This is a genomic window from Sorangium sp. So ce426, from assembly GCF_051475585.1.
GTDB lineage: Bacteria > Myxococcota_A > Polyangia > Polyangiales > Polyangiaceae > Sorangium > Sorangium cellulosum_B.
The window spans coordinates 12,127,051-12,152,732 of the sequence record NZ_CP150341.1 but is presented as its reverse complement, the minus strand read 5'-3'; the positions used below and the strand labels follow the sequence as shown (position 1 = coordinate 12,152,732).

Sequence of the window (25,682 nt, the reverse complement as noted above, 5' to 3'; positions counted from 1 at the left end):
ATCCACTCCATCGGCCCACTCTCCATCTCTCGCGGACAGGCACCGTCGGAATGCGCCCGTGAACCGGCGTTCTCCGCTCTGGAGAGACGATGGCCCGGCCGTTGCAACGCTCTCCGAACCTTCCTTTCAACAAGCGCCCCGTGCCAAGCCGATGCTGGCACTCGGGAGTGGAAAAATCCGATGCGGCGCGGAGCCGCTCGGTCACTTGGAGATTGACAATGACGAAGATCAAGGGTTCGCTTTTCGGTGCTGGGGCAGCTCTGTGCCTGCTCGCCGCTGTCGGCGGGTGCATCGTTGTCGCGGACGATGGTTCCAGCGCCTCCGAAGAGAACGAGATTTTCGCCGATGAGGCAGCGGCGGCCGCGGCGGCATCGCAGATGCGCTTCGGCGTCGCTCCGCAGTGGAGCCAGACCTGGTCGCCGCCCCAGTCCGGACCCGCCAACGTCGATGTGGTCGCCGTCGGGGACTGGTTGCAATCTGGCGGCTTCACCAGCACCCATAAGAACAAGCTTACGCAGATCGTCAACGCGGGGAAGACCCCCTACTTCTTCGGCTACATCGCCACGGACATGACGAAGAAGGGGCTCGGGTCCGAGAACGACTGCGACGGCAACAGCGGCGCTCCGCTGTGCCAGAGGGGCGCGGCGTACGTGCGCGCCAACATCGCCTCGATGGCGAGCGCCTACCAGAAGGCGGCGGCAGGGATCAACGGGGCCCTCGGAGGGCGCGAGGCGCTGATCCACATCGAGCCGGACTGGTACCAGTTCTCGCAGACGGCGCAGCAGAACGCGCTCACGGAGACGGAGTCCGACAGCTTCATCAACCAGATCCTCGGCGCCATCAAGTCGGGCTGCCCCTCGTGCAAGGTGGTCATCGACTTCAGCCCGTGGTTCAGCCCGTCGGCCACCAAGTGGGCGTCGTCGGTCGGCGACTTCTACGACGGCTGGGATCGCAGCGTGGTCAAGTACGTCGGGCTCACGGGCAAGCAATTCCCGTTCACCACGGGCAAGATCGACAACTTCACCTACAAGGAGATCACCACCGCGCTCAGCCTGCCGCTCGTCATCGTGGACGCGTACACGTTCGGCGGCGGCCCGATCAACGTCGACTCCACCTGGCTGAACGAGAGCAACGTCGCCAAGGCCGTCGACATGGGCGTCGCGATCGTCATGCTCTCCCAGACGGGCGACGTCGCCGGCTATGACAGCTTCATCGCGCGGGTGAAGGGCAGCAGCAGCTCCAGCTCCAGCAGCACCACCTCCAGCAGCTCCAGTTCCAGCTCCAGCAGCTCCAGCTCCAGCACCTCCGGCAGCGGCGGCGGCGGCGGCGGAGGCACCACCACGTCCTCGTCGAGCAGCAGCAGCAGCAGCAGCACCGGCGGCGGCAGCGGCGGGGGCAACCCCGGGACCGGCGTGCGCGTGGAGGGCGGCAACATCACCGTCAGCATCACCCCCAACTCGACGTGGACGGGCGGCTACTGCAACAACATCAAGCTGACGAAGAACGACAGCGGCGAGACCACGTGGAAGCTCTACGTGCCCTCGAACGGCGCAACGCTCCGTGACTTCTGGAACACCAACGCCGTCAAGCAAGGCACCGACTTCGTGTTCACCGGCGTGAACTGGAACGCCAAGATCAAGCCTGGAACGAACGTCGAGTTCGGGTACTGCGCGAACGGCAACCGCTGAGGTCCAGCCGATTGGCGCCGCGCCAGCCGAGGAGGCCAGACAGCCCCCGGCGGCGCGGCGCGCCGGCCCGCAGGATCGGCCGAACGACACGGGAAGAGCCCATCTCGGGCTCCCCGCGCGGCGTCCGCGCCCGGTCGCGCTCGCCCGCGGGCCGCGCCCTCTGGTACCGTGGGCGCCCCGTGTCCTCCGCCCCGCAGCGCTCCCCCTTCGCCGGCGATGGCCCGGTCGACCCCCTCCACGCCGCCGCGCTCCCTCCTGGCGGGGCGCGCCCTCCTATCCGGGGCGCCGCATGGCGCTGAGGCTCCGGGTCACCTGGCGCAATGCGGGCAGCCCGCTGCTGCCGGACGCGCTCGCCGACGTGCAGGCGACGGCCGACGACGCGCCGCTGCCGCTCGCCGGCTCGGGCCCGGGGCGGCGCGAGTTCGTGATCCCCGCCGGGGCGTCGCGCGTCGCGCTCAGCGCGCGCTTCTCGGCGGCGTTCGACGCCTTCGAGGACGTCCCCGCCCAGGAGGAAGAGGTCCTGTCGGTCGACCAGGCGTTCGACGTGGCGAGCGGCGGGACGGCGCTCAGCCCCGCCCCTGACCCGGCGCTCGGGCAGGCTCACCCGCTCATCGACGTGCAATCGACGCCCGGCCTCGCGCTCGCCCAGATCAGGACGGATTTCGTCGATATCACCCCGTTCTGGATGGCTTACGCCGGGTATGCGGACGAGTACCGGCGCGAGCACCGGCCCGGGACCGAGCTCGTGGTCCTCGGCGCCACCGCGGGAGATCCGAAGATCTGGTTCGCGAGCATCCCGGAGGCCTGCAATGCGCCGCCGGACGGCGGGATCTCGGCCCTCGTGTTCTACCGGCCGGAAGGGTATGCTTATACCCGGGTCGACCAGCGTCACGAGATGTTCGGGCTGAATCGATACCTGCTCGCGCCCGACCCGTCTCCCGGGGCGTCGTTCTGGGCGCGCGACGTGTTCGAGCGCGATCCGCGCGACCAGTCCCGCTGGGTCTATGTCCGCTGCGGCTTCGAGGAGGCGCTCGCTGCGAGCGGCAGGGCGGTGGTCATGCTGCACCCGTGGCCGAGCGGGGCGAGCTTCGGCGCCGCCACGACGGCGAGCCTGCCCGGCCTCGCCGAGGCGGCGCTCCGCTTCCTCTGCGGCGCGCAGAAGATCGGCGCGGCACAGGGCGGGGCGCGGCTCGGCAAGCTCGGGCTCGCCGGCTTCAGCGCCGGCGGGCTGGCCCTGTGGCAGGCGCTCGCGGCCAACAAGGACCGCGTGAGCGAGGTGTTCGCGTTCGACGCCCGCGGCATCGCCAAGAACGAGGCCTTGCTCGTGCGCTGGCTCGGCGGCGACGCCTCGCGCCGCCTGCGGATGACCGGCGGCCACCAGCTCGACGCGAACGCGGCGCTCCAGCAGAAGCTCCCCGGCCCCTCGAAAGAAGCGCGCCTGACCAGCCTGCCGCCCGACAAGAGCGGCTATCTCCCCGGGGCGAACCCGCGCTGGGATCACGTGTGCTCCTCGCTCGAGGCGAGCGAGAAGGATACCTATCTGAACGCCGACTGGGTATGGCACCAGTTCGCGATGTTCGGGGGCTTCCCCGAGGCTGGGGAGCAGACCGCCGTCACGTTCCTCCAGCGCTTTCTGGAGGAGTCGGAGCTCTGAGCGGCACAGCACCCGAGGCCGAGATGCGGCCGGCCGACGACCAGGCATGTCAGATTCAAACGCCAAGAGACGCCAGAAGACGCCAGAAGACGCCAGAAAAGAGACAGGATTGTTCGCGACAAGATAGCCAGGGTCGTCGATAGGGCGTTCCGAGGACCACGCGCCCCCTTTTCTCTCGTCTCTTGGCGTCTCTTGGCGTCTCTTGGCGTCTTTTGGCGTCCAACTCTCTCTCACCACGCGATGAGCCGCGCCAGCACCCGCATGTCCTCGTCGTCGCCCAGCCTCGCGAGCGCGGCGCGCGCCCTCGCGAGCGCGGGCTCGACGTAGCGCAAATACGTAGGATCCACGCCGATGCGGTCGAGAAAGACGAAGCGCCCGGCGTCCTTCAGCTTGCGCTGGACCGTGAGCACATCGAACTCCCGGCCGAGCGCGTCGCGCGCCGTCCTGTCGAGCGAGGCTTCTGCCGCATAGTCGTCCAGCCGGGCCTCGACGAACGCGCGATCCAGGTCCTGGGCGCTGTCGTTGAGGAGCGCCGCGAGATCGTAGGCGCGCGGGCCGAGGAGGGCGTCCTGGAAGTCGAGCCAGGCGATCTCGAGGCCCCCGCCCGCCGCGTCCACGACCATGAGGTTCTGGCTCTGGTAATCGCGGTGAACGAACCCCCGCGGCCACGCGGCGATGCGCCGGGCGAGGCGCTCCGAGACGGCGTCGAGCTCGGCCCGCGCGGCGTCGCCCAGCCGGAGCCCGCGCGCGTCGAGCGCCCACGCGCGGAAATGGTCGAGCTCCCAGCGCAGGAGCGTCTCGTCGAGCGCGCACGAATCGACGATCGAGCCGCTCGGGAGCGCCGCGAGCGCCCGCTGCGCCCGGGCGAGATCGCGCGCGGCCAGCGCGTAGACCTCGGCGCGGCGGGCGGGCGCGCGCTCGACGAAGGCCGAGAGCGTCGCGTCCCCGAGATCCTCCAGGAGGAGCAGGCCGTGCTCGCAGTCCTCGGCGAGCAGCGCCGGCACCCGGACGCCGCGCTCGCGGAGGAGCGCGTGCACCTCGAGAAACGGCCACCGCGGGGGAGCGGCGCCGACCGCGACGCCGTCGGCCCCCGCGCTCGGCGCGAACATCGCGACAGCCGTCCCGGCCGGCGTCACGACGCGCAGATAGCGCCTGCACGACACGCCCCCGCGCAGCGGGACCATCGACGACGGGACATGGCCCGTGGCTCGCTGCACGAGCCGGAGCAGGGCGTCGGTGTCGAGCTCGCGCACTCCCTTTCCTACGCCGGCGGAGCGAGCCAGACGCTCAGCAGGCGCCGGCGCAGCCGTCGGCGCTGTTGAACCAGAGACCGCCCGAGTCCTCGCACGCGCTGCGGTCGTACCTGCCGGAGCAGCAGCGCTCCTGGCTCTCGCACACCTTCGCGGCGCCCTCGCCGCTCCGGAAGCAGCACTTCCGGCTCTCGGGCGTCTCGGGCGCGGCGGGATCCTCGGGCGCGGCCGGCTCCCCGGGCGCGGTCGCCTTCTCGATGACCACCGGCACCGCGGGCGCGACGAGCGTCGCCACCGTGTCGCAGCCGAACGAGGCAATCATGACGAGGAGGGCGAGCGCCGATCCCAGCGCACGAGCGTTTCCAGCCGGCTTCATGATCGCCGTGGGTGGCATGGGCGCAGTGCGGCGGCAAGTTCGTGACGAGAGCCGTGCTATAACGCCGCGGAATGGCGAACGGTGCGGCGAAGGGCGCGGACAAGGGCGCGGACAAGGGCGCGATGAACCGTGGGACGGCCGGCGCGACCGGGCCCGTGAGGGTCACGCCGCTGAACGGAGCAGCAGCCGCCGCCGTCGCGTGGCGCAGCCGGGGCGAGCTCCACATCACCGTCATCGTCAAGGCCACCTTCGCCTTCGCGGCGGACGCGGAGATGCCCAGGGTCGAGCCGCAGCAGGTCGTCCACGGGGAGGTCCATCACGGCAACAACCCAGGGCGGAGCGTCCGGCTCACGAGCGATCTGGCGCCGCACCTGGAGCGCGCCGACGTGCTCTTTACCGGCCACGCCCACGCGCCGCCGCCCGGCGCGCCCGTGCACGCCTTGCCCGTGCGACTCGCGATCTCCGATGAGGACGGGCCCCTCCTCGACAAGGAGCTCCTGGTCAAGGACAGGGCCGGGTTCCAGCGGATGCCGCTCGTGTACGAGCGGGCGCTCCGCGGGGAGAACGACCAGGAGAACTTCCTCGGCGTGCAGGGGACGGGCGACGCGTCCGAGCCCGAGGCGACCATCGTCGATCCCCTCCAGCCGGCGCGCGCGGCCGGCTTCGGGCCCATCGCGCGCGCCTGGCCCGCGCGCAGGCGGCTGCTCGGGGCCACGCCCCGCAAGGCGCTCGACGCCGCCATCGCCGAGATCCCCGATCCCTTCGAGTGGGCCTATTACCAGGCGGCGCCCCCCGATCAGCGGACGCGTTACCTGCGCGGCGGCGAGTGGATCGAGCTCCACGGGCTCCACCCCACGCTGCCGCGCTTCCGGACGCGGCTGCCCGGGGCGCGCGGCCGAGCGCGCGTCCACGGCCTCTCGGCCTTCGGCGTGGGCGAGGGCCACCCGCTCGAGCTGAACGCGGACATCCTGCGCATCGACGGCGACGAGCAGCGCTGCACCCTCGTCTTCCGGGGCAGCCTGGTCGTCCCCGGCGAGGCCGCGCTCGCGGCGGCCACCCTCGTGGCGGGGGTCGAGCTCCCCGGCGAGCCGCTCGAGTGGCCCGACAGGCCGGCGGAGCAGGGCGCCGCGGCCCAGGATCCCGCGAAGGCAGCCGACGCGGCTGGCCGCGCGCGCGGCGTGGGAGGCGACGGCGACGGCGGCGACCCCCTGGGCGCGACCCAGGCCGCGCCGGCCGCCGGGGCGCGCACGGTGAGCCTCTCGGACGCTGGCGCGGTGGCCGCTGCCCTCGCCTCGGCGGCGGCGACGCCGTTCCGCCCCGGGTCGGCTCCCGGCGACATCGCCGGGCCGGCCGAGGGCGCGCACGGGCCGCGGGTCGACACGGGGACCCTCTCGATCTCCTCGGTGGAAGAAGGGCCGAAGGGGTCTCCCGCCGCGACGCTGGCGCTGCTGCCCGAGGAGGACGCCGGCGCGACGGACCAGCCGGCGCTCCCGTTCCAGCCGGCGCCCCCGGGCGGCGCGCTGCCTCCCTCGATGATCAGCCGGGAGCCGGTCACGGCGGAGGAGCGCGCGGGCTCTGGCACGCTCGCGCTCGCGATGGAAGACGACTGGGAGCCGGTCGCCGGCGCGCCCGGCCCCTCCGGCGCCGGCGCGCTCGCGGCCCCCCCTGCGCTCGTGCCAGCCGCCGTGGAAGCGCCAGAAACGGCGGCAGCGCCGCTCCCGGCGCCTGAGCCGGCGGCGCCACCTCCGGAGCCGCTGCTGCCGGAGCCGCCTCCCCCGCCGAGGCCAACGCTGAGCGCCTCGCCTGCGCGCTCCCCCGAGGCGGACGAGCCGCCGCCGGCCCCGCCGCCCCGCAGGCCGCCGCCTCCACCGCCCGAGCGCCCCGCGCTGCCGACCCCTTCCCCCGCCTTGAGGAGGAGCCTTTACGAACGCTTCGATCGCAAACGGTAGCTCGCCGAGCCCGCATCGACGAGCGTGAGGGGCGCCCGCGGGCGAGGCGCCCCTCAGCAGGAGCCCCTCCCCCACGTCACGAAGGATGGATCGACGATGACGACGCGCAGACCCTCCGATTCAGATGCCCCTCAGCAGGAGACCCTCTCCCACGTCACGGACGATGATTCGACGAGGACCGCGAGCAGGCTCGCCGATTCAGACGCCCCTCAGCAGGAGACCCTCTCCCACGTCACGAACGTTGAACCGACGGAGACGGTGAGTAGGCTCGTCGATTCAGACGCCCCTCAGCAGGAGCCCCTCTCCAACGTCACGAACGTTGAACCGACGAAGACGGTGAGTAGGCTCGCCGATTCTGGCGCCTCTCAGCAGGAGACCCTCTCCCACGCCACGAAACTTGAACCGACGAAGTCGGTGCGCAGGCTCGCCGTTTCAGACGCCCCTCAGCAGGAGACCCCCTCCCCCGTCACGAACGATGGTTCGACGACGACGATGCGCAGGCTCGCCGTTTCAGACGCCCCTCAGCAGGAGACCCTCTCCCACGCCACGAAACTTGAACCGACGAAGTCGGTGCGCAGGCTCGCCGTTTCAGACGCCCCTCGGCAGGAGACCCCCTCCCCCGTCACGAACGATGGTTCGACGACGACGATGAGCAGGCTCGCCGTTTCAAGCGCCCCTCGGCAGGAGCCCCTCTCCCACGTCACGAAGGAGGGATCGACGAGGACGGTGAGCAGGCTCGCCGATTCGGGCGCCCCTCGGCAGGAGACCCTCTCCCAGGTCACGAAGGAGGGATCGACGGGGACGGCGAGCGGGCTCGCCGATTTGCTGAACATTCGACTCGAGCTCTCCGGCTTCTCGTCCGACCTCCTCCAGGTGAGCAGGCTGTCGGGGCGCGAAGCGATCTCCCAGCTCTTCACGTTCGACGTCGAGGTGGTCTGTCCGAGCGACGCCGGGGTCGACGGGCAGACCTTCACGGGCGAGAGCGTCGCGATCGTCTTCGAGCAGAACAGGGTCGAGGTGCGGCGCGTCCACGGGATGGTCGCGGAGGTCCACGACATGCTCGCGAACCTGCGCGACCACCGGGCGTACCGCCTGCACATCGTCCCGCGCGCCTACCGGCTGGCGCTGGTCGAGACCACGGAGACCTCGATGAACAAGGCGGTGCCGGATCTCATCAAGCAGAAGCTCGAGCTCGTGGGCCTGAGCGGGAGCGACGTGGCGCTCAGGCTGACGGGCACGTACGCGCCGCGGGAGTTCGTGGTGCAGTACCAGGAGACCGATCTCGCCTTCATCAGCCGCCTGGCCGAGCACGCCGGGATCAGCTTCTTCTTCGAGCACCAGGACGGGCAGGACACGATGGTCTTCACCGACGGCGCCGGCTTCGAGCCCGCGGCCGGCGCCGAGTCCGTCCAGTTCCGCGAGAACAATGACACGCGCGACGTCTTCGAGCTCGAGGCGAGATCGCGGCTGGTGCCGAGCGTGTATGTCGCCCGCGACTACAACTACCGGCAACCGATGCTCGATCTGACGGCGGAGCACGTCCTCCCCACGGGGTACGCGGGGGGCGTGGTCGAGTACGGCGGCCATTACAAGACGCCGGCGGAGGGGAAGGCGCTGGCGCAGGTCCGGGCCGAGGAGCGGCAGGCGACGCAGCTCGTGTACGCGGGCAGGAGCGCGGTGTGCGGGCTCGGCGCGGGCGCGCGATCGACGCTGGAAGGGCACCCGAACCTGGAGTCGCTCGACCTGCTCTTCGTCGAGGTGGAGCACCGCGCGACGCTGCTGACCGGCAGAGACGAGCCGCGGCGCTACGTGAACACCTTCCGCGCGATCCCGGGCAAGAACACGTACCGGCCGCCGCGCGTCACCCCGACGCCCCGGATCGGCGGCGTCGTCACGGGGATCGTCGACGCCGGGCCGGGGGGCGGGGGCAACAACGCGCAGATCGACGATCAGGGCAGGTACATGGTCCGGTTCCTGTTCGATACGGGGGCTGCGGGCGGCCTGACGTCCAGGCCGGTGCGCATGCTCCAGAACCACGCCGGAGCGAACTACGGCACGCATTTCCCGCTCAAGCCGGGGACCGAGGTGCTCATCGCCTTCGTGAACGGCGACCCGGATCGGCCGGTCATCGTGGGCGCCGCGCCCAACCCGCTGACACCCTCACCGGTCAACAGCGCGAACCGGTCGACTCACCGGATCAAGACGCAGGGAGGTATCGTCTTCGATCTCGTGGACGAGTGAGCCGCGCACGGCCCCCCCGGGCGGCGGGCGATGGCGCCGCTCAGGGAGCGGGCTTCTTGACGAGTAAGCCGCGCACGGCCCCCCCCGGGCGGCGGGCGATGACGCCGCTCAGGGAGCGGGCTTCTTGCCGGGCGCGGGGCTCGCGCCGTGGGAGGCGCCCTGGGCGCCTGTCATGGCCCGGATGGCGTAGTTGAGCGCGGCGCGCAGGTTGCGCTGCGTGTTGAGCTGGGTGAGGTCGAGGCCGAGCGCGACCATGGTCTGGGCTACCGTCGGCTTGATGCCGGCGACGATGCCGTCCGCGCCGAGGAGGCGGATGGCGGTGATGAGCTGGATGAGGTGGCTCGCGACCCGGGTGTCGACGACCTCGACGCCGGTGAGGTCGAGGATGGCGAAGCGCGCCCGCTTCTCGACGATCTGCGCGAGCAGGCTGTCCATGACCTCGGCGGTGCGGACGCTGTCGACCGTGCCGACCATGGGGAGCGTGAGCACGCCGTCCCAGACCTCGATGATCGGCGTCGAGAGATCGCGGATCACCTTCTGCTGCGCCGCGATCTGGTCGAGCTGGATGCGCAGCTCCTTCTCGACGAGCCTGGAGTCCGACACGTCGAGCGAGACCCCGAGCACGCCGTCGACGCGGCCGCCGGGCTCGCTGCGGAGCGGGATGAGCCAGGTGTCCCAGTCGGCGCCGTGCGCCTCGCCGCGACCGCGGCGCACCTCGCCGTCGTACCATTGCCGCATGTCGGCGGCGGCCTCCGGGGTGGCCGCATAGAGGTCGTAGATGCTGCTCCCGACGTGCTGCCCCCGCTTCAACCCGGCCTTCGCGACCGACTTGCCGTCGTGATAGACGTAGATGCCGTCGCCGTCGAGCGCCCATACCGTCATGGGATCCACGTGCTCGACGAGCCCGTCGAGGAGGCGCGCCTTGAGCCGGAGCGTGCTCAGCTCGTTCTCAGTCACCGGCGTCACCGGCGTCACCGGCGTCACCGGCGTCGCGGCGGCGGCCGCGGGCGCGGGGCGGAGCGAGCCGAGGACGGCGCTCCGGTCGGACGACCGGCTGGCGCTGCACGACAGCGGCCGGTAGGCGCCGCCGCCGTCGCGCAGGCGCACGCTGAACGAGACGGGCTCGTCCCTCTGAAGGAGCGACGACCAGGCCGCCGAGAGCGCGGCGCGATCGTCCGGGTGCGCGAGATCCGCGAGGCGCGCGCCCCCCTCGACCCCGGGGCCCAGCGCCTCGCGGAGTCCGCCGCTCCCGTGGAGCAGCGCTCCGTCGGCCGAGGCGATGAAGAGCAGATCGGGAGAGCGGGCGAAGAGCTCGCCGAGCAACACACTGGAGGCAGATTCCATCAGTCTCACGACTCCTCAGAGAACAGAGAAGGATAAGTGTATCGTGAACGGAGCAGGCTGCGAAAGAGCTCCCTGGCGGCCGTCATGCGATTGAGCCGGGAGAAACGCGCCACGGCGTGGGGGCGCTAGCGCTAGCGTGGCGGGCGCTCCGCGGCAAGACGGTGAGCCGGCTCGCCACTGAATGAGCTACGGCGAGGTGGGCCCGAGGACGGCGAGGCGCCGCTTGCGTCGACCGGAGCGGGAGAGGTGGTGAGAGGTGCGGTGCCGGGGATGCCGGGAGCGCGTCACGGCAGGTTCGTGACCACGAGGCCATGGACTGGGCCGGTCTGGACGACATACGCGCCGTGGTCGTCCCATTTCAGGATCTTCCAGTCGCTGTCGAAGGCGAAACGGAGCTTGCCCTCGTCGTGCACGAAGGTCGAGCCGGCTGGTGAAGGGCGTTTCGACACCGGTGGACTCGTAAAGAAACGGCAGCGGCCGCACCGGCGCCGGCAGGAGGTCCGGGAGCCCGGCGGAGTACTTCTCAATCTGCCCCTCCACACCGGTGAGCGTGGTGCCGACCTCCTTCGCCTCGATCACACCGACCGCCTCGCCGCCGACGTAAAGCAGGTAGTCGGCGAAGCCGTGACCGCGCTTCAACGGGAACTCCCGGACGGCGACGCCATGCGCCGCATCGAGGTTCATCGCCTGCCTGTCCTGCACGGCCCAGCCGGCAGTCGTCAGCGCTTCGTCGATGTTCTTCCGGGCAGCATCTTCGGGACGAGTCATGGGCCGGATCAGGAAGCGTAACGAAAGCAGCGGGTTCGCGTCGATACCGAGGCGTGGTGGGGGAGCCATTCCACCCGGAAACGCCAGGTGGGATATCGACGCCGGAGCAGGCGGGGAACGGGCGAAGGGAGGTGAACGCAGCGCCGGTGCAAAGTATGGAGAGAGCTCGAGCCGCGGGTCGCGACCGCGGAGCCGCGCGCCACGGGTCGCGACCGCGCGCTCCGAGGAGCCAAAGCCGGTGGCGGCGAGCATCGTTCCGGCGCTCGCCGGCGCTTGCGATGCGCTCGCGGATCAACGAGCCTGTCGGGCCATGTTGCGGCCGTTCCGGCCGCGTTCCCCGACAAGGAGGGATGGATGGCGTCGAAATTGGTGACCGACAGGGACAAGTCCAGCCGCGCCGTGGCCGCGTCGGCCGAGACGCACGCCGAGGAGATCGCGAAGGGGATTGCGGCCGAGCTCGCGCCCTGCCTGAGGTCCGGCGAGAAGATGCCCGACGTGGCGTTGCTCATGCGCCTCGTCGCGCGCCGGCTCGCCGCGGACACGGCCGCGCTGGTGGCGGCCGACGACGCGCACGAACGCGAGCTCGCCGACGACGCCGCGCCCCGCGAGGCGCGCGACGAGGCGGCAGCCCGGCTGCGCTCGGTGCTCGTCGACGGCCGCGCCGCCGTCGATGCTGCATTCGGGCCGGCAGGCCTGCGCAAGCTGCTGCTGGACGGGGCCGTCCCCGAGGACCCTTCCGTGCTCGTCACGGCCGGCGAGCGGGTCGCGAGCGCCCTGCGGGACGCGGAGATCAAGCTCCCGAAGCCGAGGCGCGCGTCGATGAAGCTCGATCGCGCCGCGCTCGCCGACGAGATCGCGGCCGAGCTGCCGGCGCTGAAGAAGGCGCTCGCGAAGGTCGCGACCGAGGAGCGCGAGAAGGAGGCGACGCTGCGCGCGAAGCAGAGCGCCATGCGCAAGAGCGACAAGAGCTTCGGCCAGGGCGCCTCGCTGCTCGCCGCGAGCTTCACGTTCGCCGGCCTCGAGGATCTCGCCGCCAAGGTGCGCCCCTCCGGCCGCAGGCCCGGCCGGACCGCAGCCGAGGAGGACGACGCGCCGCCCCCCGAGGAGCCCGCCTCGCCCGGATCGCCTCCAGCGCTCGAAGGCGACTGACCGCCGGCCGCGCGGGCCGAGCCTGAAAGCGGCCCCTCCGCTCCCCAACTCGCGCTGCCACGGCCGGGAAACGCGATGCTCCCGCGGCAAAGCGCGCTCCGAGCCGTTCCCCGCGGCCGTCGCCGCGGGCGCAACCCTTCCGAAGCGATCGGCGGCTCCGGGGCCGCCGGCCCCTCGCCTTTCCCACGGCTCCAGCGTCGTCTCGCCCTGGGCTCGCCGCCTGTGGAGCGGCTATTGCGTCGTCTCGCCCTGGGCTCGTCGCTTGTGGAGCGGCTCCAGCGTCGTCTCGCCCTGGGCTCGTCGCTTGTGGACGGGCTGCTGCGGCGAGCCCCACACGTCCCTGCGTCCCCTGCGCTTCGGTGGACGGCGCTGGCGTCACCACAGACTCCCGTCGGATGCACCGGAGGACACCTCCCCGGTCCGGCGACGGTCCTTGCGTTGGCGACGGACGATATGGCGCACGAGGGCGCGATCCACGGCCGCGCAATGTCCTATCGCTTTCGTGAGGACGCTTGCGCCTGAAAAAGGGGCGGGCGAGCGTGCCCGGGCGAGAAAAGTCGTGGGGTGGAGGCAATGAGATGAGAACGGTGCGATTGGCGACGATCGTTGCGGCGGCTCTTGCCGCCCTGGTGCTTGGTGCGACCGTGCCCGGGTGCCTGTGGGATCGCGACGACGAACCCCTGAGCGGGAGGATTTGCGCGATTCCGAATACCGGCGTCGTCGAGCACTGCGTCGACGCGAGCGAGGGCCCGGCCAGCGCGTGGAACAAGGCCGAGGCGGACGGCGAGCTGCCGATATTCATGTGGGCGCGGTGGTCGGGTCGCGTGACGCCCGAGGAGCTCATCGCGAACGAGGCGGAGCTCGGGGCCTGGTTCGACACCATCGATCGGGTCGTGTCCTATGTGCGCGACGAGAAGAAGCACGCCGAGTCGCTCCGGGCGACGCTCCACGGCGAGCTCGGTAAGCTGCTCCGGCTGATCAGGGATAGCCAGGAGGAGGCCCTCCAGGCAGAGCCGATCCATGCGGCCGACAACTTCAACGAGGCGATGACCGGCAAGGCGAGCGCTGAGCGGGGGCCCCTCGCCGCAGCGATCGCGGCGGACAAGCTGGCGATGGCCGCCGTGCAGGCCGTCCTCGATCGAGCCAGGGACGAGGGCGCGCCGCTGCAATCCAGGTACGCGGGCGCGGCGGCGCGCTTCGCCGCCTACCGCGCGACCGAGGCGGCGGAGACGGCGGCGTACGCGGCGCTCTCGGCGCAGGCGTCGCGATCGGCGATCGACGAGCTCGACGGCGTGGAGCAGGCGGTGCTCGCGGCGGCGCGCGGGGCGAGCCGGGCGCCGAGCGAGCTCGCCGCGGAGGCGATGACGCTGTCGGCGGAGCTCCAGGCGTTCGCGGTCTCGTTCGAGGAGGCGATCGCGCCGCACAGGGAGTTCCTTGCGACGCACGGCGCGGTGGTGCCGGACATGACGTCGGGCGCGCTGCGCTCGCTGAGCGCGATGCTGGGGTATGTGCAGCGGCGGGTCGCCCGGAGCGACGCGACCGCGACGGCGCTGCTCGGCGGCATCGCGCTGCGCCGGCAGGCGCTCGTCGCGCTGGAGGCAGACGAGGGGGCGCGCGAGGCGATCGGGCGGGCGCGGAGCCAGAAGGCATCGGAGGTGTTCAGCGAGGGAGCGCGCGCACGGGTCGCGGCGCTCTCCGCGGCGCCGCCGGTGAGCGAGCGGCTCGGGCTGCCGCTCTTGGCCGAGCGGTGCGGGGAGCTCTTGGCGCTGGTGCAGATGCGGCCGCTCTGCGAGGCGGCGCCGTCCTCGTGGCGAGAGGCCGGGTGCGCGACGCTCCGAGGGCAGCTCGACGCCGCGGAGGCCGAGCTCAGGACGGGCTTGCCGCAGAAGATCGCGGCGGGCCTCGCGGCGCTGCGGGAGAAGGGGATGGGCGCGGCGGAGCTCGACGCGGCGCAGGCGAGGCTCGACGCGGGCGACGTGAAGGGCGCCGCGATCGCGTATGACGCCGCCGTGCGCGGCGCGGAGGGGACATGAGCCGCTCGAAGGATCTCGTCACGCTGCGCGGGCGGATCGCCGCGGGCTTCCAGAAGGTCGTCGCGCTGATCGCGGTGCTGGCGGTGCTGGCGCCGTCGCCGGCGTGGGCGCGCACCCGCACGCCGTACAGCATGCTGTGGAGCAGCGACGAGGACGCCAACTCTTGCGGGTCTACCGAGCTGGAGACCGAGGGCGACGCGTTCTTCGAGGTGAACCAGACGCCGCTGCCCACCTATGGGGTTCCGGGCGCGCTGCAGACCCACGGCGACGGCTCGCGGAGCAACACGTTCGAGGCAGAGTTCGACTCGATGCTGCTCCGCACGGGCACCAACGAGTTCCACTTCAGGGTACACACCGCGAACGGCTCCGACTGGTGTACCCACGCGCGCGAGGTGGTGCACCTCGTCTCCGAACCGCTCGGGCTGAACAAGCCGCTCTTCGACATCCGCCGCGACGGGACCGGCTTCGAGGGCAGCACCGTGGCCGACCTCAGCCTCGCGGAGATCAACCCGGCGCTCGCGCGCGACATCGCGGAGCTGGAGGTCGCCATCGGCAAGCTGATGGAGGCGATCCTCCGGAACGCCGCCAAGATAGCGGACCTCCGGGCGCGGATGGATCTGCTGCGGCAGCTCGACACCGAGTTGCACGACCTGGTGAGCCGGCCGCTGGACGAGATCTCGCGGACCGACCTCGACGCGATCCTCGACCGGTACGAGGACGTTGTCGACCCGGCGACGCGGGCAGCGATGGAGCAGCTCGTCGACGACCTGAAGAAGAGCGTCAGCGACCTGGAGGACGAGCTCGCGCGGCTGATGGACGAGTTCGGCGCGCAGGCCGACGAGGTGGGGGACCTCGCGACGCAGGACGCGCGCGCCGAGGGATGGAACCCGGACGACCCGTGGGCGTACGCGCTCGGGGAGAGCGAGGTGCCGTGGGTCGAGGTGCCCGACATCGCCGAGGTAGAGGGAGCGTTCGAGGAGGGGAGAGACCCGTACGCGGCGTATGCGGACGGCGTGATCGCGGCGCTGGAGGCCGACGTGAGCGGCGGGGTGGTGGTCGCGCGGGCGGACTTCGTGGCGAACGTGCGGGCGTGGCGGGACAACAGCGCGGCGCTGGAGATCGCGCTGCGCGACCGGATGGGGGTGTCGCTGGCGGAGACCAACGCGTTCCTGAAGGCGCAGAACCGGATCACGGCGGTCGTGCGGCGGTTCATGGATGCGTCGGACTGGTTCATCGACACGCCCGTCCCGCCGGACCTGCGGGCGCAGGTGGACACGGTGCTGAAGCCGCGGTTCGACGCGCTCGCCGACCAGATGAAGGATAGCCTGAACCAGTGGACGGGGGACGGGCTCGACCTGGAGCAGACGCAGCTCTACCAGACGATCAGCGCGTTCGCGGGCGCGATGTCGACCGTCGCCGAGGGGTTCGGGGCGTACGCGGAGGTGATGCAGACGCTGGTGCACGCGACGACGCGCATCGGGGTCGGCTTCGTGCCGGTGGTCGGGCCGGCGCTCGACCTGTGCGAGGCGGTCACGGGCAAGACGTGGTGCCTGCCGTCGGGGGAGGAGCTCAGCACCGAGGAGCGGATCTTCTCGGGGGTGGGGTTTGGGCTCGGGGCGGTCGTGCCGATGTGGCGCGCGATCAAGGGGGTCGGCGGGCTGACGCCGGATGCGATCCGGGTCGCCGAGGAGATCGCGCAGATGGGCGAGGAGCTCGCCACAGCGCTGCGCGCGCCCCGGCGCACCTGGTACAAGACGCTGCGCGGGGCAGTCACGAGCAAGCCACTCGATGCGATGGAGAAGAAGGCGGCCAAGTTCATGCTGGACGACGGGCGGGCGCTGATCGGCGTCGGCGACGACGGAGTGCGCCGGGTGCTGGACATCCTGAAGGAGTCGCCTCCAAGTACGACCTTGGGAAGGGCTCCCGACTTTCTCACCGTGACCAAGGGAAACAAGCTGGCCCTGACCGAGGTGAAGGACATCGACAGTGCCACCGGGAAGGTCGACATCGACCACGCACTCACGCAACTGGAGAATGCGATGAAGAAACTGAGCGACAAAGGACTCGCCGGCGACGTCGAACGGATCGAGTTCATCACCCCCAAGGGTGCGTCGCTCAAGAACGAGAACAAGATCGTCAAGGACGGCTATCTAGTCGACGCGCTCACGGGTAAGCGCATCAAGATTGAAGGCTTTAGGAACCTGGTCATGGTGATCCAGCTATGAGTGTGTCAGGTCCCTGGCTCTATGCATGGTGTGACGAGGCGGACAGGGTCGACGCGCTCGCGGCGGCTCTGTCTGCTCTCGTCATCCCGGGGGGAACGTGCGGCTTCCACATCGAGTCCATCGACCATCCCGATAGCACCTGGCGATGGCGCGATACGGTCCCCCTGAGCGAGACGGTCGCGACGGTGCGCGCAGGATTCACCGCAGGGACGCATGTCTTCGCATCCTTCGGCGTGAAGCTTAGCTCCGGCAGCGCAATCGAGCTCGCCATCGAATGCAATGGCGAAGAGTGGGAGCGCCGGTATCCCTCCGGTCCTCTATGCGCAAGCCCCGGCGATCGCACCGATCTACTTCCCTGGAGCCTTCGCATCGCCCTCGGCGGTACCCGCTCTGTCGAGGTCGAGGCGGCGATCCTGGCGGTGCAGGTCCAGCAGGATCTCGAAGATCTTCTGGTCCGCCTCTGCGCGCCGGATGCGCGTGCGCGCGTGTCGGCCGGCGCCTGGACGGAATTCGCGGCTTGGGGGCCGCCCACCAAGGCGTGCGCGACCTATCACGCCAACGCGGCGTTGGTTGCACACGATCTCGCCCTCACGTGGGTAAACCTGCAGGATGGTGACAAAGTCGCACATTCCGCGGGAATGCCAACGGACGTGTTGCACGCGCGCGTCGACGCCGCGCCGCGCGGAGCGCGCGTCGTTGTTGAGGGCGGCGCTCAGCTTTCGCGCGAAGCGGTCCTCAAGGCGCTCACGGAGTCACCGGCTGCTCTGCTCGACGCACTCGAAGCGTCCGCGGTAGCGGATGAGGAATGGCGCACCGTCGAATCGGCCGCCCTTGAGACCATCGGAGCGACGAAGGAGGGCGCGCCGACGTGCGAGGTGGACGTGACGTCGCGCAAACACGTCCAATTCATCGAGCGCCATGCTCCCTACCACGTGCGTCGCCTCCCGAGCGGCGGGGTGGTGCTGGCGACGCACCCGTACCGCACGCTCTGGCCGCTCTGGGCGGACGCCCTCCTCCTGCTCGATATCACGTCATGACGTGAAGGATCTATTCGCTCTGCGTCGCGGCCCGCGATATTCCATCGAGGTCGCCGTCAACCATCAGAATCGGGATATATCGTTTATGAGCAATGACCATGGCGAAAGGATGGGCGAGCTCTCGCGTCTCGTTGGGCTGGTACTCGACGTCGTAAAGAGTGCTCTGGAGGGACAGGGAACATTTCTCCCCGGTTCGATCGCGATCGACGCCGCCGGGAAGTATGCCATCGGTGTGGCGCCGCACGGCGGTGTTGACGGCTGGACGCTTCTCACGACCGCATTCCGGCAGCGCGCGGCGGCCGAGGAGCTCCGGGCGGTCGCGCTCTATCGAGACGTACGGGTCCGTGAACGAGGTGCATCGGAGGACGTGGACGCCATCCATGCAGTCGTGGAGCTCGCCTCGGGCGAAGCGGCCCAGGTGTTCCAGATCTATCGCAAGAATGACGCAGGGGAGATCGTCTACGACAGACCGGAGATCGAGCAGGCCCCCTCCGTCATCTTCGGACGGCGCACCCCTCCCTGAGCGCGCGGAGCGCGCGATTGGGGAGGGGCGGACCGCGCGCAGGCGCGGAGCGCCGAGCACGGGCCGGGGGTGGGCATCCGCTCACGAGGGTTCACGCTGGACCAAGAGAGGAGTCGACCGGAGCGGCGCGCTGCGGAGGCCCCCAGCAGCCTTCTCGCCCTCCGGCCCAGGACTCCGGATCTCTCGCGGCGACTCCACCCCTCCAGCCCCCGCAAGCCCCCTCCAACCGCGGCTCCCGCCGTGTGATAGCCTCGCAGGACGCATGGCACCCTACCGCTCCTCTCGCGAGGACCGCGCCGCACCCCCGCCGCCGCCCCCGGGCCCGGTCGCCGACATGGTGCAGCAGTTCGCCGACCCGTACGCCTTCCTGCGGGAGCTCGTGCAGAACGGCATGGACGCCGGCGCGCGGAAGATCGCCGTGCGCGTCGAGGCGCTGCCCGGCGCGTGCGCTACCTCGGTCACCGACGACGGGTGCGGCATGAGCCGCGAGGACATCGAGGGGCCGCTGCTCACCCTCTTCAACTCGTCGAAGGAAGGCGACGCGACGAAGATCGGGAAATACGGCGTCGGCTTCGTCTCCGTGTTCGCCCTCCAGCCAGAGCAGGTCGACGTCGAGACGTGGCGCGACGGGAAGGCATGGCTCCTGCGGCTGCACAGCGACACGAGCTACGAGCTCGAGGACGCCGGACCGCGCCAGGGCAGCGGCACACGCGTGACCCTGATCCAGCGGCTCGACCGGGAGGCGTTCGTGGAGCACGCGCGCCGCGCGCACGCCGCGCTCCGCCGCTGGTGCCGCCACGCCGACCGCGAGATCACCCTGAGCATCGCAGACCACGAGGGGGGCTCCCGGACGGGCGCCGTGCGCATCGACGCCCCGCTCTCCATCGCAGCGCCCGTCTCCGTGACCGCCGTCGAGGAAGAGACCACCGTCGTCGTCGGCCCCTCCGCCGGCGCTCAGCACCTCGCGCAGCCGAGGAGCGGAGACCCCGCCGCCGAGCACGGGCAGAGCTTCGCCGGCTTCTACAACCGCGGGCTCACCCTGTTCGAGACCGCGGACGAGCTCTTCGGCGGGCTCTCGGGCGTGCGGTTCAAGGTGATGAGCCCCCACCTCCAGCACACCCTGAGCCGCGATAACGTGCGCCGCGACGACGCGTTCTGGGACGCGATCGCGCGCGTGCGGGAGCTCGTCAAAGGTCCGCTCCGGCGCGAGCTCGCCGCCCGCCTGCCGCAGGCCGCGGCCGCGGCTGCCGCTGGCGGGGCGGAGGGCGCCGCCGCCTACGCGGCGATGCTGGAGGCGGCGCTGTCGCCGCCGACAGCGCTCGATCCGGACGAGATCCCGTTCCCGCTCGCGAGCCCGGTCGCCGGCGAGCGGAGCCGCGCGGGGCTCCGGGCGCTCGCGCCGGGGCGCGCGCCGCTGCTCGTGGCCAGGCGATCCGACGCGCTGACCGCGGCCATGGCCCGCGGCGGGTTGCCCGTCGTGCTGTGCAACCACCCCGCGACAAGGGCGCTGCTGAAGCGGTGCTTCCCGGCGGCGCGCGTCGAGAAGGCGCACGCCGCCTACCTGCTCGTGCGCGAGGAGCGCGAGGAGCGCGAGGAGTTGAAACGCGCCCGCGCCGCGGACGCCGCGCTCCTCCAGGTGATCGCCGACGCGCTCGCGCGCGCCCGGCACGGGGTCGCCCGGGTGAGCTTCTGCCAGATCGAGGGCGCCCTCCGCCAGCGCAGCGGGTTCCTCCTGCCCGGGAGCGGGGAGCGCGCCGGGCCCGAGCAGAGCTGCCACGCGGCGCGCGAGGTCGTGCGCCGCGCGGCGCGCTTCCCGGAAGGACACGCCCTCTACCTCAACATCGAGAGCGACTCCGTGACCCTCGCGCGCAGGCGCGCCGCCGTCGACGCGGTGACCGCCGGCAACCTGCTCGCCCGCGCGCTGCTCGTCGAGGCCAAGGGGCCGCTCGATCCCGAGGACAGCGACCGGCTCCTCGACCTCTCGGCGAGCCCGCCGCCGCGCGCGGGGGCGGCGCGCGGCGAGAGGGCGCCCGCAGGCGGCGCGCGCCCCGCGCCGAGGGGGTCGCCGCGGTGAGCCGGGTCGTCGCCCGCGGCGCGATCCGCGTCGATGCCCGCCGCGCCGTCCAGAAGCTCAGGGAGCACCTGCTCGTCGACCTGGACCTCTACCTGCTCGAGCTCGTCCGCGCCGCGGCGGCCGGGGGCGCGACGCGGATCGATCTCCGCTACGACGCCGACGACGTCGTCGTGACCTTCGACGGAGAGCCGCCCGACGGGTCCGCCCTGGCGCGCCTCCTCGACCACGTGCTCAACGCCGCGCCCGACGCCGCGTCCCGGAGGCTCCGCCTGCTCGCGCTCGGCGTGAACGCGGCGCTCGGGCTGCGCCCGGCGCGCGTCGATCTGCTCACGACGGGGCCGTCCAGCGCGGCCAGAAGCGCGAGCTGCACGCGCGTGCGCTTCACGCCCGCCCTGATCGAGGCGCCCGCCGAGGCCTTCGCGCCGGCCGACGGCCCCGCCTGCGACGAGGTCCCGAGGCCGCCCGGAATGCCCGCGGCCGGCCTGCGCATCGAGGTGCGGCGGAGGCTCGGCTGGTCGGTGCTCCGCCGGGCGCTCACGGGCGATAGCCCGCCCGAGCTCGCGCACCTCGCCGCGGCCACCGGCGATTTCCCGATCCCGATCACGCTCGCCGGCGAGCCGCTGCGCCGCGCTCTCCCGGGCGGCGACCTCGCGGTGCTCGTGCGCGTGCCGTTCCACGTGCGCGGCGCGCGCCGCGCAGCGCTGGAGATCGTCGCGCCCCCAGAGCCCGCAGGAGGTCCGGCCAGCTCGGCGCCCCGCTCGCGCCCCGTCGCCGCGCCCATCTCAACGCCCCTCCCCTCCGGCCTCCCCGCCGTCGACTACCTCGAGCGCGGCGTGCGGCTCGTCCGCGAGCGCTGGAGCTTCGCCCCGCGGTTCCCGTCGGAGCCCTACCAGGGCGTCGAGCTCCCGGTACGCGTCGTCGTCGACGCGGACGCGCTGCCCACCAACGCGTCGCGCTCGGCGGTGCGCGAGGACGCGCCCCTCCGCGCGCGGCTCCGCGAGGCGGCGGCGGGCGCGCTGCTCGACGCCATCCAGGCCCTCGCCGCGCTCGTCTGCGGCGAGGGCGCGGTCCCCGACGGCGCGCTCGTCGTCGACGAGGACAGCGGCCGGCTCGCGGACGCGCTCGCGGCCTTCGCCTGCGTCGCGACCGGGGCGGCGCGGACAGGCGCCGAGCTGCCCGCCGAGGCGCGGGCCGTGCGCGAGCTCCCGCTGCTCCGCGACGGGCGCGGGCGGCCGACGTCGCTCGCGGCGCTCGACGCGCACGATGCGGCGCGGCTCTTCCTCTTCCGCGGCGACGCGAGGCTCCCGAAGGAGCTCGCCCCCTGGGCCGACGACGTGGTCTGGAGCACGGGGGGCCTCGTCGAGCGCGCGCTCGCCGGGCTCCCGCTCGCCGACGCGGAGGCCATGATCGAGCAAGTGAAGCTCGGCGCCGAGCGCCGCAGGGCGTTCCTCCTGCACGCGACCGGCGATCCCGTCGTGCCGCCCTCCCCGGAGCACGCGTTCCGCGACGCCTTCCAGGTGGACGAAGGGCCGCTCGCCGGCCTCCGCGGCGAGCTCGCGGTCTTCGCCGGCGACCGCGAGCCCCCGCGCGGCGCGGAGGTCCGGGTGTTCGTGGACGGGCGCCACCTCGAGACCGTGGAGCTCGATCCCGCCGCCGTCCCCTTGCCCGTCGAGATCGCGCTCGCGTGGAAGGGGCGCGTGCGGCCGCGGCCCGCGTACGACGGGGTCGAGCGCGACGCGCGCTTCTGGCGCGCCGTCCGCCATGCGCTGAAGCTCGCGATCGCCGCGGCCGACCGCGAGGCGAGGCGGCTCTTCGGCCCGGGGGACGCTCGGCCAGACGCAGGCTCGACGACATCCGCGCCTGCGCCCGAGGGCGAGCTCGCGCGCGTGAGGCCCGCGCTGCGCGCCGCGATCGGCGCGGTGTTCTGCGCGCCTCGGCGCCTCGGCGCCGGGGACGGCGGCCCCGGGCGCGGAGGCGGCGCGGCGCCGGCCCCGGACGACGGCCCCGCGCCCGCGAGCTTCGAAGGCCTCCTGGACGCGCGGATCTGGCCCACGCTCACGGCGGGGTCGTTCGTCAGCCTGAACGGCCTCTCCGCGCTCTCCCGGACGACGCGCGGCCTCTGCACGGCGCCGCCCGAGGCGCGGGGGCGCGCGGCCGACCGGAGGCCGGTGCTCGCCGTCTCGCAGCGCGAGCTCGACTGGCTCGCCGCCGCGCTGCCGGAGCGCGAGCTCGTCCCCTACGGCCCGGCCCTCTTCACCGAGGACGAGCTCGCGGCGCGAGGGCCGGCGCGGCGGCGCGCGCTCGCGGCGTCCCTGGAGAGGCTCGGGGCGATCCCCGCCGGCGCGCCGGTCCTCGAGGTCAGCGGCCCCGGCTTCCTCGCGCTCGCCACGCCGAGCGACGCGACGGTGGAGGTGTGGCACCACGCGTCGCGGCCCCTCGCCACCCTGGAGGCCGCGCCGCTGTTCAGCCCCGCCGCCATCGCGATCGACGACGACGCGGCGGCGCCGAACAGCGGCTGGGACGGCCTCCTGTCGCCGCGCAACAACGCCGCCGTCCACGCGGTCGAGTGCGCGCTATGCGAGGCGCTCGTGGCCGCGCTGGAGGGCGACGCCGCAGCGCGCGCGCGGCTCGGCCTGCGGGGCGATCCGCGCGGCAGGCCCGACGCCCGCGTGAGCGCCTACCTGCTCGACAGCGTGCACGCGCTCCAGTCGCGCGCGCGGGCGCTCAGAAGCGCGCCGCTCGAGGCGGCCCCGAGCGAGCTCGCCGCCCGCATCCGGCGCCTGCCGCTGCTCGGGATGCTCGACGCGCGCGGCCAGGAGGTCGCGTGCTCGCTCGAGACCCTCGACGCGACGCACCCGGCGCCCGCGCCGATCCCGGTGCTCGACGCGGCGCCCGGCTTCGAGACGCTCTCCTGGCACCCCCTCGTCGCCCGCGACCCGCGAGAGCGCGCGGCCCTGATGCGGTGGGCCGGCGGGCGCGCCCTCCTGGCGCAGAGCGGGGTGCCGGCGCGGCGGCAGCGCGCCGCCGCCGAGCAGGAGCGCCGCGCGTCCGCCGGCAAGGCGCAGCAGGAGCAGGGCGCGCGCGGGGCCGCTGGCCCGCCGCGCGCGCCGCTCGCGCTGCCAGGCGCGCCCTCGCACCCGCTGCTGCGGGTGAGCGCCGCCGCGCTCGGCGTGCCGGGGCTCGAGGGCGAGATCGAGATCGTCGAGGGGCCGGTGTCGGACGCCCGCTTCGTCGGCCCCGACGGCGCGGAGCGGCGCGTTGAGGTGGAGCTGCCGATCCCGCTCCGCCTGCTCGTGCGCGCCGGCGCGGCGGACCCGTCGAGGGACGCCTCGCGCGCGATCCTGACGCGCCTCGCGAAGGCCGCTGGCCGCCACCTGATCGCGCTGGCGCCGCGCTTCGACGAGCTGCCGCCGTTCGCGCGGGGCCACGCGCGCCGCGCCGTCCTGAAGACGCTCGCCCAGGGCAAGCGCGTCGTCGCCGACGCGGCGCGCGCGCCGCTCTTCCACGACATCGAGGGGAACCTCTTCTCGCTCGACGACCTCCGGCGCGACCCGCGCGCCGAGTGGCTGTGCACCTCGACGCCGCCGCCCTACCCGAAGCAGCGCTACGAGCGGCCGGTCCTCGCGCTGAGCAGGCCCGAGCGGCTGCAGCTCGCGACCGCCGTGCTCGTCAAGGACATCACCGACGCGGTCGCGCGCGATCGCGCGGCCGAGGAGCGCCTCGCGGCGCCGCCGCTCGCCGCCGTCGGCCTCGACGCGGCCGCGCGCGCGGCGTGCTTCGTGATCCTGCCCTTCGAGACGCCGGCCGGCGCGCAGGAGGGCGCGCGGGCCGCGCACGGCGAGATCGGCCTGCTCGCCCCGGAGCACGCCTGGGCGGCGGGCATCGCGGTGCACGTGGGGCGCCGCCCGCTCTGCGCGCTCGACGCCGGCGACGGGTGGCCCCTGTGCGCGGCCGTCAACGACGACGCGCTCGAGCCGAACCGCGCCTTCGACGGGCTCAAGGCCCGCGGGGACGCGTCGAGGCTCCGGCAGGCGGTGCGCGACGCCGCCGCGCGGTGGCTGCGCGCCCGGCTCGCGCCGCCCGGCGACGCGCTCGCGACGCGGTGGATCGACGTCGCCACCACCTGGCCCCTGCCGCTGTTCGTGACCGGCGCGCTGTGGCTGCCCGCGCGGTGGCCGCGCGCGCCCGAGGTGCTCGTCGCCGCGCCCTCCGCGGCGGTCCTCGGCGAGGGCCGCGGGGGCGGCGAGGAGCGCGACGGCGGCGGCTTCACCCCCGTCGCGCTGCGCTGCGGGGCGGGCGGGGGCCCCGGGACGACCGGCGTGGCCCCGCTCGCGCCCGTCGAGGGGAGGCTCCTCGTGTGGCCGCTGCGCGAGACGCACTGGGACGCCATCGCGGAGCTCGCCATGGAGGCCGCGGCCTCCATGGCGGCCGAGCTCTCGGATCAGGCGGCCGCGGCGCCGTACCTGTGGAACTTGCACCTGCTCGGCCGCCTCTCCGGCGGCAAGATCGCGGCGCGGACCGCCTCCGGGGAGAGCGTCGGCCCGGCGGCGGTCCGCGCCGAGCTCGCGGCGAGCGGCTGCCTGTGGATCACCGATCGCCGGGGGAGCGCGGACGGCGATTTCCCGGACGGCTCGCCGCCGTTCGTGCTGCTCGACGACGGCTCGTCGCTCGTCGAGGTGCTGCGCCACCGCGCCGCCCCCGGCGCGCTGCGCGAGCTCGGCGCCCTCGCGGCGACGCCCGCCCCGGCCGCGGCGATCGCGGCGGAGATCGGGCCCGCCTCCGGCACGGGCCTCCCCGCCTCCGGCACGGGCCTCCCCGCCGCGAGCGCGGGCCCTCCCGCCGCGGGCGCCCGCGGCGCGGAGGCGCCCGCGGCCATGCGTGACGCGGAGGCGCCCGCGGCGGAGGCGCCGCCCGACTCGAGCGGCGCGCGGGCCTGGGCGATCGCGCTGTGGCGCAGCGTGCTCGGCCTGCTCGGCGGCGAGGCGGCGCCGGCGCCCGGCGCCACGCCCGAGGGGCAGGAGGCGGCGGCCGGGAGCCCGCTCGCGGCCGCGCTCCACGAGGCCATCGTCCGGATGAACCTCGAGGGGTCCCCTGTGCGCGCCGTCGTCGAGGGCCGCTCGGGGCGGCCGATCCGCTACGACGCGAGCCGGAGGCACATCGTCGTCAACACCGAGCACGAAGCGCTCGCGTGGCTGCGCGCGCGCGGGGCGCCCGACCCGGCGGCCGTCGCGCTGCTGGCGGCGGCCGCCGTCGGCGAGGTGAACCGGGCGCTCCAGTCGGTCACCGACGCGGAGGAGCGCCGGGCGCTCGACCATCTGCTGCGCTCCATCGGGTAGCGCGCGCGGGCGCCCCGCCCCCGGCGTTGCCCGCG

At 73.1% G+C, this 25,682-nt stretch carries 15 protein-coding genes; 11 read left to right on the top strand and 4 right to left on the bottom strand.

Features of this window, described 5'->3' with window-relative positions:
• Positions 1-218: 218 nt before the first annotated feature.
• Together WMF44_RS45625 and WMF44_RS45620 are read left to right on the top strand one after the other, a co-directional pair.
• Positions 219-1,688, top strand: coding sequence for a cellulose binding domain-containing protein (locus WMF44_RS45625; RefSeq protein WP_437296316.1), 1,470 nt, complete (start codon positions 219-221; stop codon positions 1,686-1,688).
• 289 nt (positions 1,689-1,977) lie between these two features.
• Positions 1,978-3,342: a hypothetical protein gene (locus WMF44_RS45620; protein ID WP_437296315.1), complete on the top strand. Its 1,365-nt coding sequence runs from the start codon at positions 1,978-1,980 to the stop codon at positions 3,340-3,342.
• A 230-nt stretch (positions 3,343-3,572) separates the two neighbouring features.
• On the opposite strand, the gene WMF44_RS45615 is transcribed toward WMF44_RS45620, so the two are convergent.
• Both WMF44_RS45615 and WMF44_RS45610 read right to left on the bottom strand, forming a co-directional pair.
• Entirely contained in the window at positions 3,573-4,595 is a 1,023-nt protein-coding gene (locus tag WMF44_RS45615) for an aminoglycoside phosphotransferase family protein (protein WP_437296314.1), read from the bottom strand.
• Between the two features lie 34 nt (positions 4,596-4,629).
• Positions 4,630-4,968, bottom strand: a complete 339-nt coding sequence (locus tag WMF44_RS45610) for a hypothetical protein (protein WP_157907324.1) — start codon at positions 4,966-4,968, stop codon at positions 4,630-4,632.
• A 71-nt stretch (positions 4,969-5,039) separates the two neighbouring features.
• Here WMF44_RS45610 and WMF44_RS45605 point away from each other — a divergent pair, with 71 nt between their 5' ends.
• The gene (locus WMF44_RS45605; protein WP_437296313.1) at positions 5,040-6,917 is read left to right on the top strand and encodes a DUF2169 family type VI secretion system accessory protein; all 1,878 of its coding nucleotides are present in this window, start codon (positions 5,040-5,042) and stop codon (positions 6,915-6,917) included.
• Between the two features lie 648 nt (positions 6,918-7,565).
• Entirely contained in the window at positions 7,566-9,158 is a 1,593-nt protein-coding gene (locus WMF44_RS45600; protein WP_437296312.1) for a type VI secretion system Vgr family protein, read from the top strand.
• Positions 9,159-9,266: 108 nt separating this feature from the next.
• Here the strand turns inward: WMF44_RS45600 and WMF44_RS45595 are convergent, their stop codons facing one another.
• A complete protein-coding gene (locus WMF44_RS45595; protein ID WP_437296311.1) occupies positions 9,267-10,502 on the bottom strand; it encodes an STAS domain-containing protein in 1,236 nt (411 codons plus the stop codon).
• 186 nt (positions 10,503-10,688) lie between these two features.
• On the bottom strand, positions 10,689-11,522 hold the full coding sequence (locus WMF44_RS45590) for a hypothetical protein (protein WP_437296310.1): 834 nt from the start codon (positions 11,520-11,522) through the stop codon (positions 10,689-10,691).
• A 102-nt stretch (positions 11,523-11,624) separates the two neighbouring features.
• Here WMF44_RS45590 and WMF44_RS45585 point away from each other — a divergent pair, with 102 nt between their 5' ends.
• The 7 genes from WMF44_RS45585 to WMF44_RS45555 all read left to right on the top strand — a co-directional run bounded on the left by WMF44_RS45585 (position 11,625) and on the right by WMF44_RS45555 (position 25,647).
• Positions 11,625-12,419, top strand: coding sequence for a hypothetical protein (locus tag WMF44_RS45585; protein ID WP_437296309.1), 795 nt, complete (start codon positions 11,625-11,627; stop codon positions 12,417-12,419).
• Between the two features lie 644 nt (positions 12,420-13,063).
• Positions 13,064-14,452: a hypothetical protein gene (locus tag WMF44_RS45580; RefSeq protein ID WP_437296308.1), complete on the top strand. Its 1,389-nt coding sequence runs from the start codon at positions 13,064-13,066 to the stop codon at positions 14,450-14,452.
• Positions 14,449-16,677 carry a hypothetical protein gene (locus WMF44_RS45575; protein ID WP_437296307.1) on the top strand — a complete coding sequence of 743 codons (2,229 nt, stop codon included), beginning with the start codon at positions 14,449-14,451 and terminating at the stop codon, positions 16,675-16,677. Before WMF44_RS45580 ends, WMF44_RS45575 begins: the two co-directional genes overlap by 4 nt.
• The gene (locus WMF44_RS45570; protein WP_437296306.1) at positions 16,674-17,714 is read left to right on the top strand and encodes a hypothetical protein; all 1,041 of its coding nucleotides are present in this window, start codon (positions 16,674-16,676) and stop codon (positions 17,712-17,714) included. The genes WMF44_RS45575 and WMF44_RS45570 overlap by 4 nt, the downstream gene beginning before the upstream one ends.
• 1 nt (position 17,715) lies before the next feature.
• Positions 17,716-18,237 carry a hypothetical protein gene (locus WMF44_RS45565; protein ID WP_437296305.1) on the top strand — a complete coding sequence of 174 codons (522 nt, stop codon included), beginning with the start codon at positions 17,716-17,718 and terminating at the stop codon, positions 18,235-18,237.
• 262 nt (positions 18,238-18,499) lie between these two features.
• The gene (locus WMF44_RS45560; protein WP_437296304.1) at positions 18,500-20,311 is read left to right on the top strand and encodes an ATP-binding protein; all 1,812 of its coding nucleotides are present in this window, start codon (positions 18,500-18,502) and stop codon (positions 20,309-20,311) included.
• Positions 20,308-25,647, top strand: coding sequence for a hypothetical protein (locus tag WMF44_RS45555; RefSeq protein WP_437296303.1), 5,340 nt, complete (start codon positions 20,308-20,310; stop codon positions 25,645-25,647). Before WMF44_RS45560 ends, WMF44_RS45555 begins: the two co-directional genes overlap by 4 nt.
• Positions 25,648-25,682 lie beyond the last annotated feature (35 nt).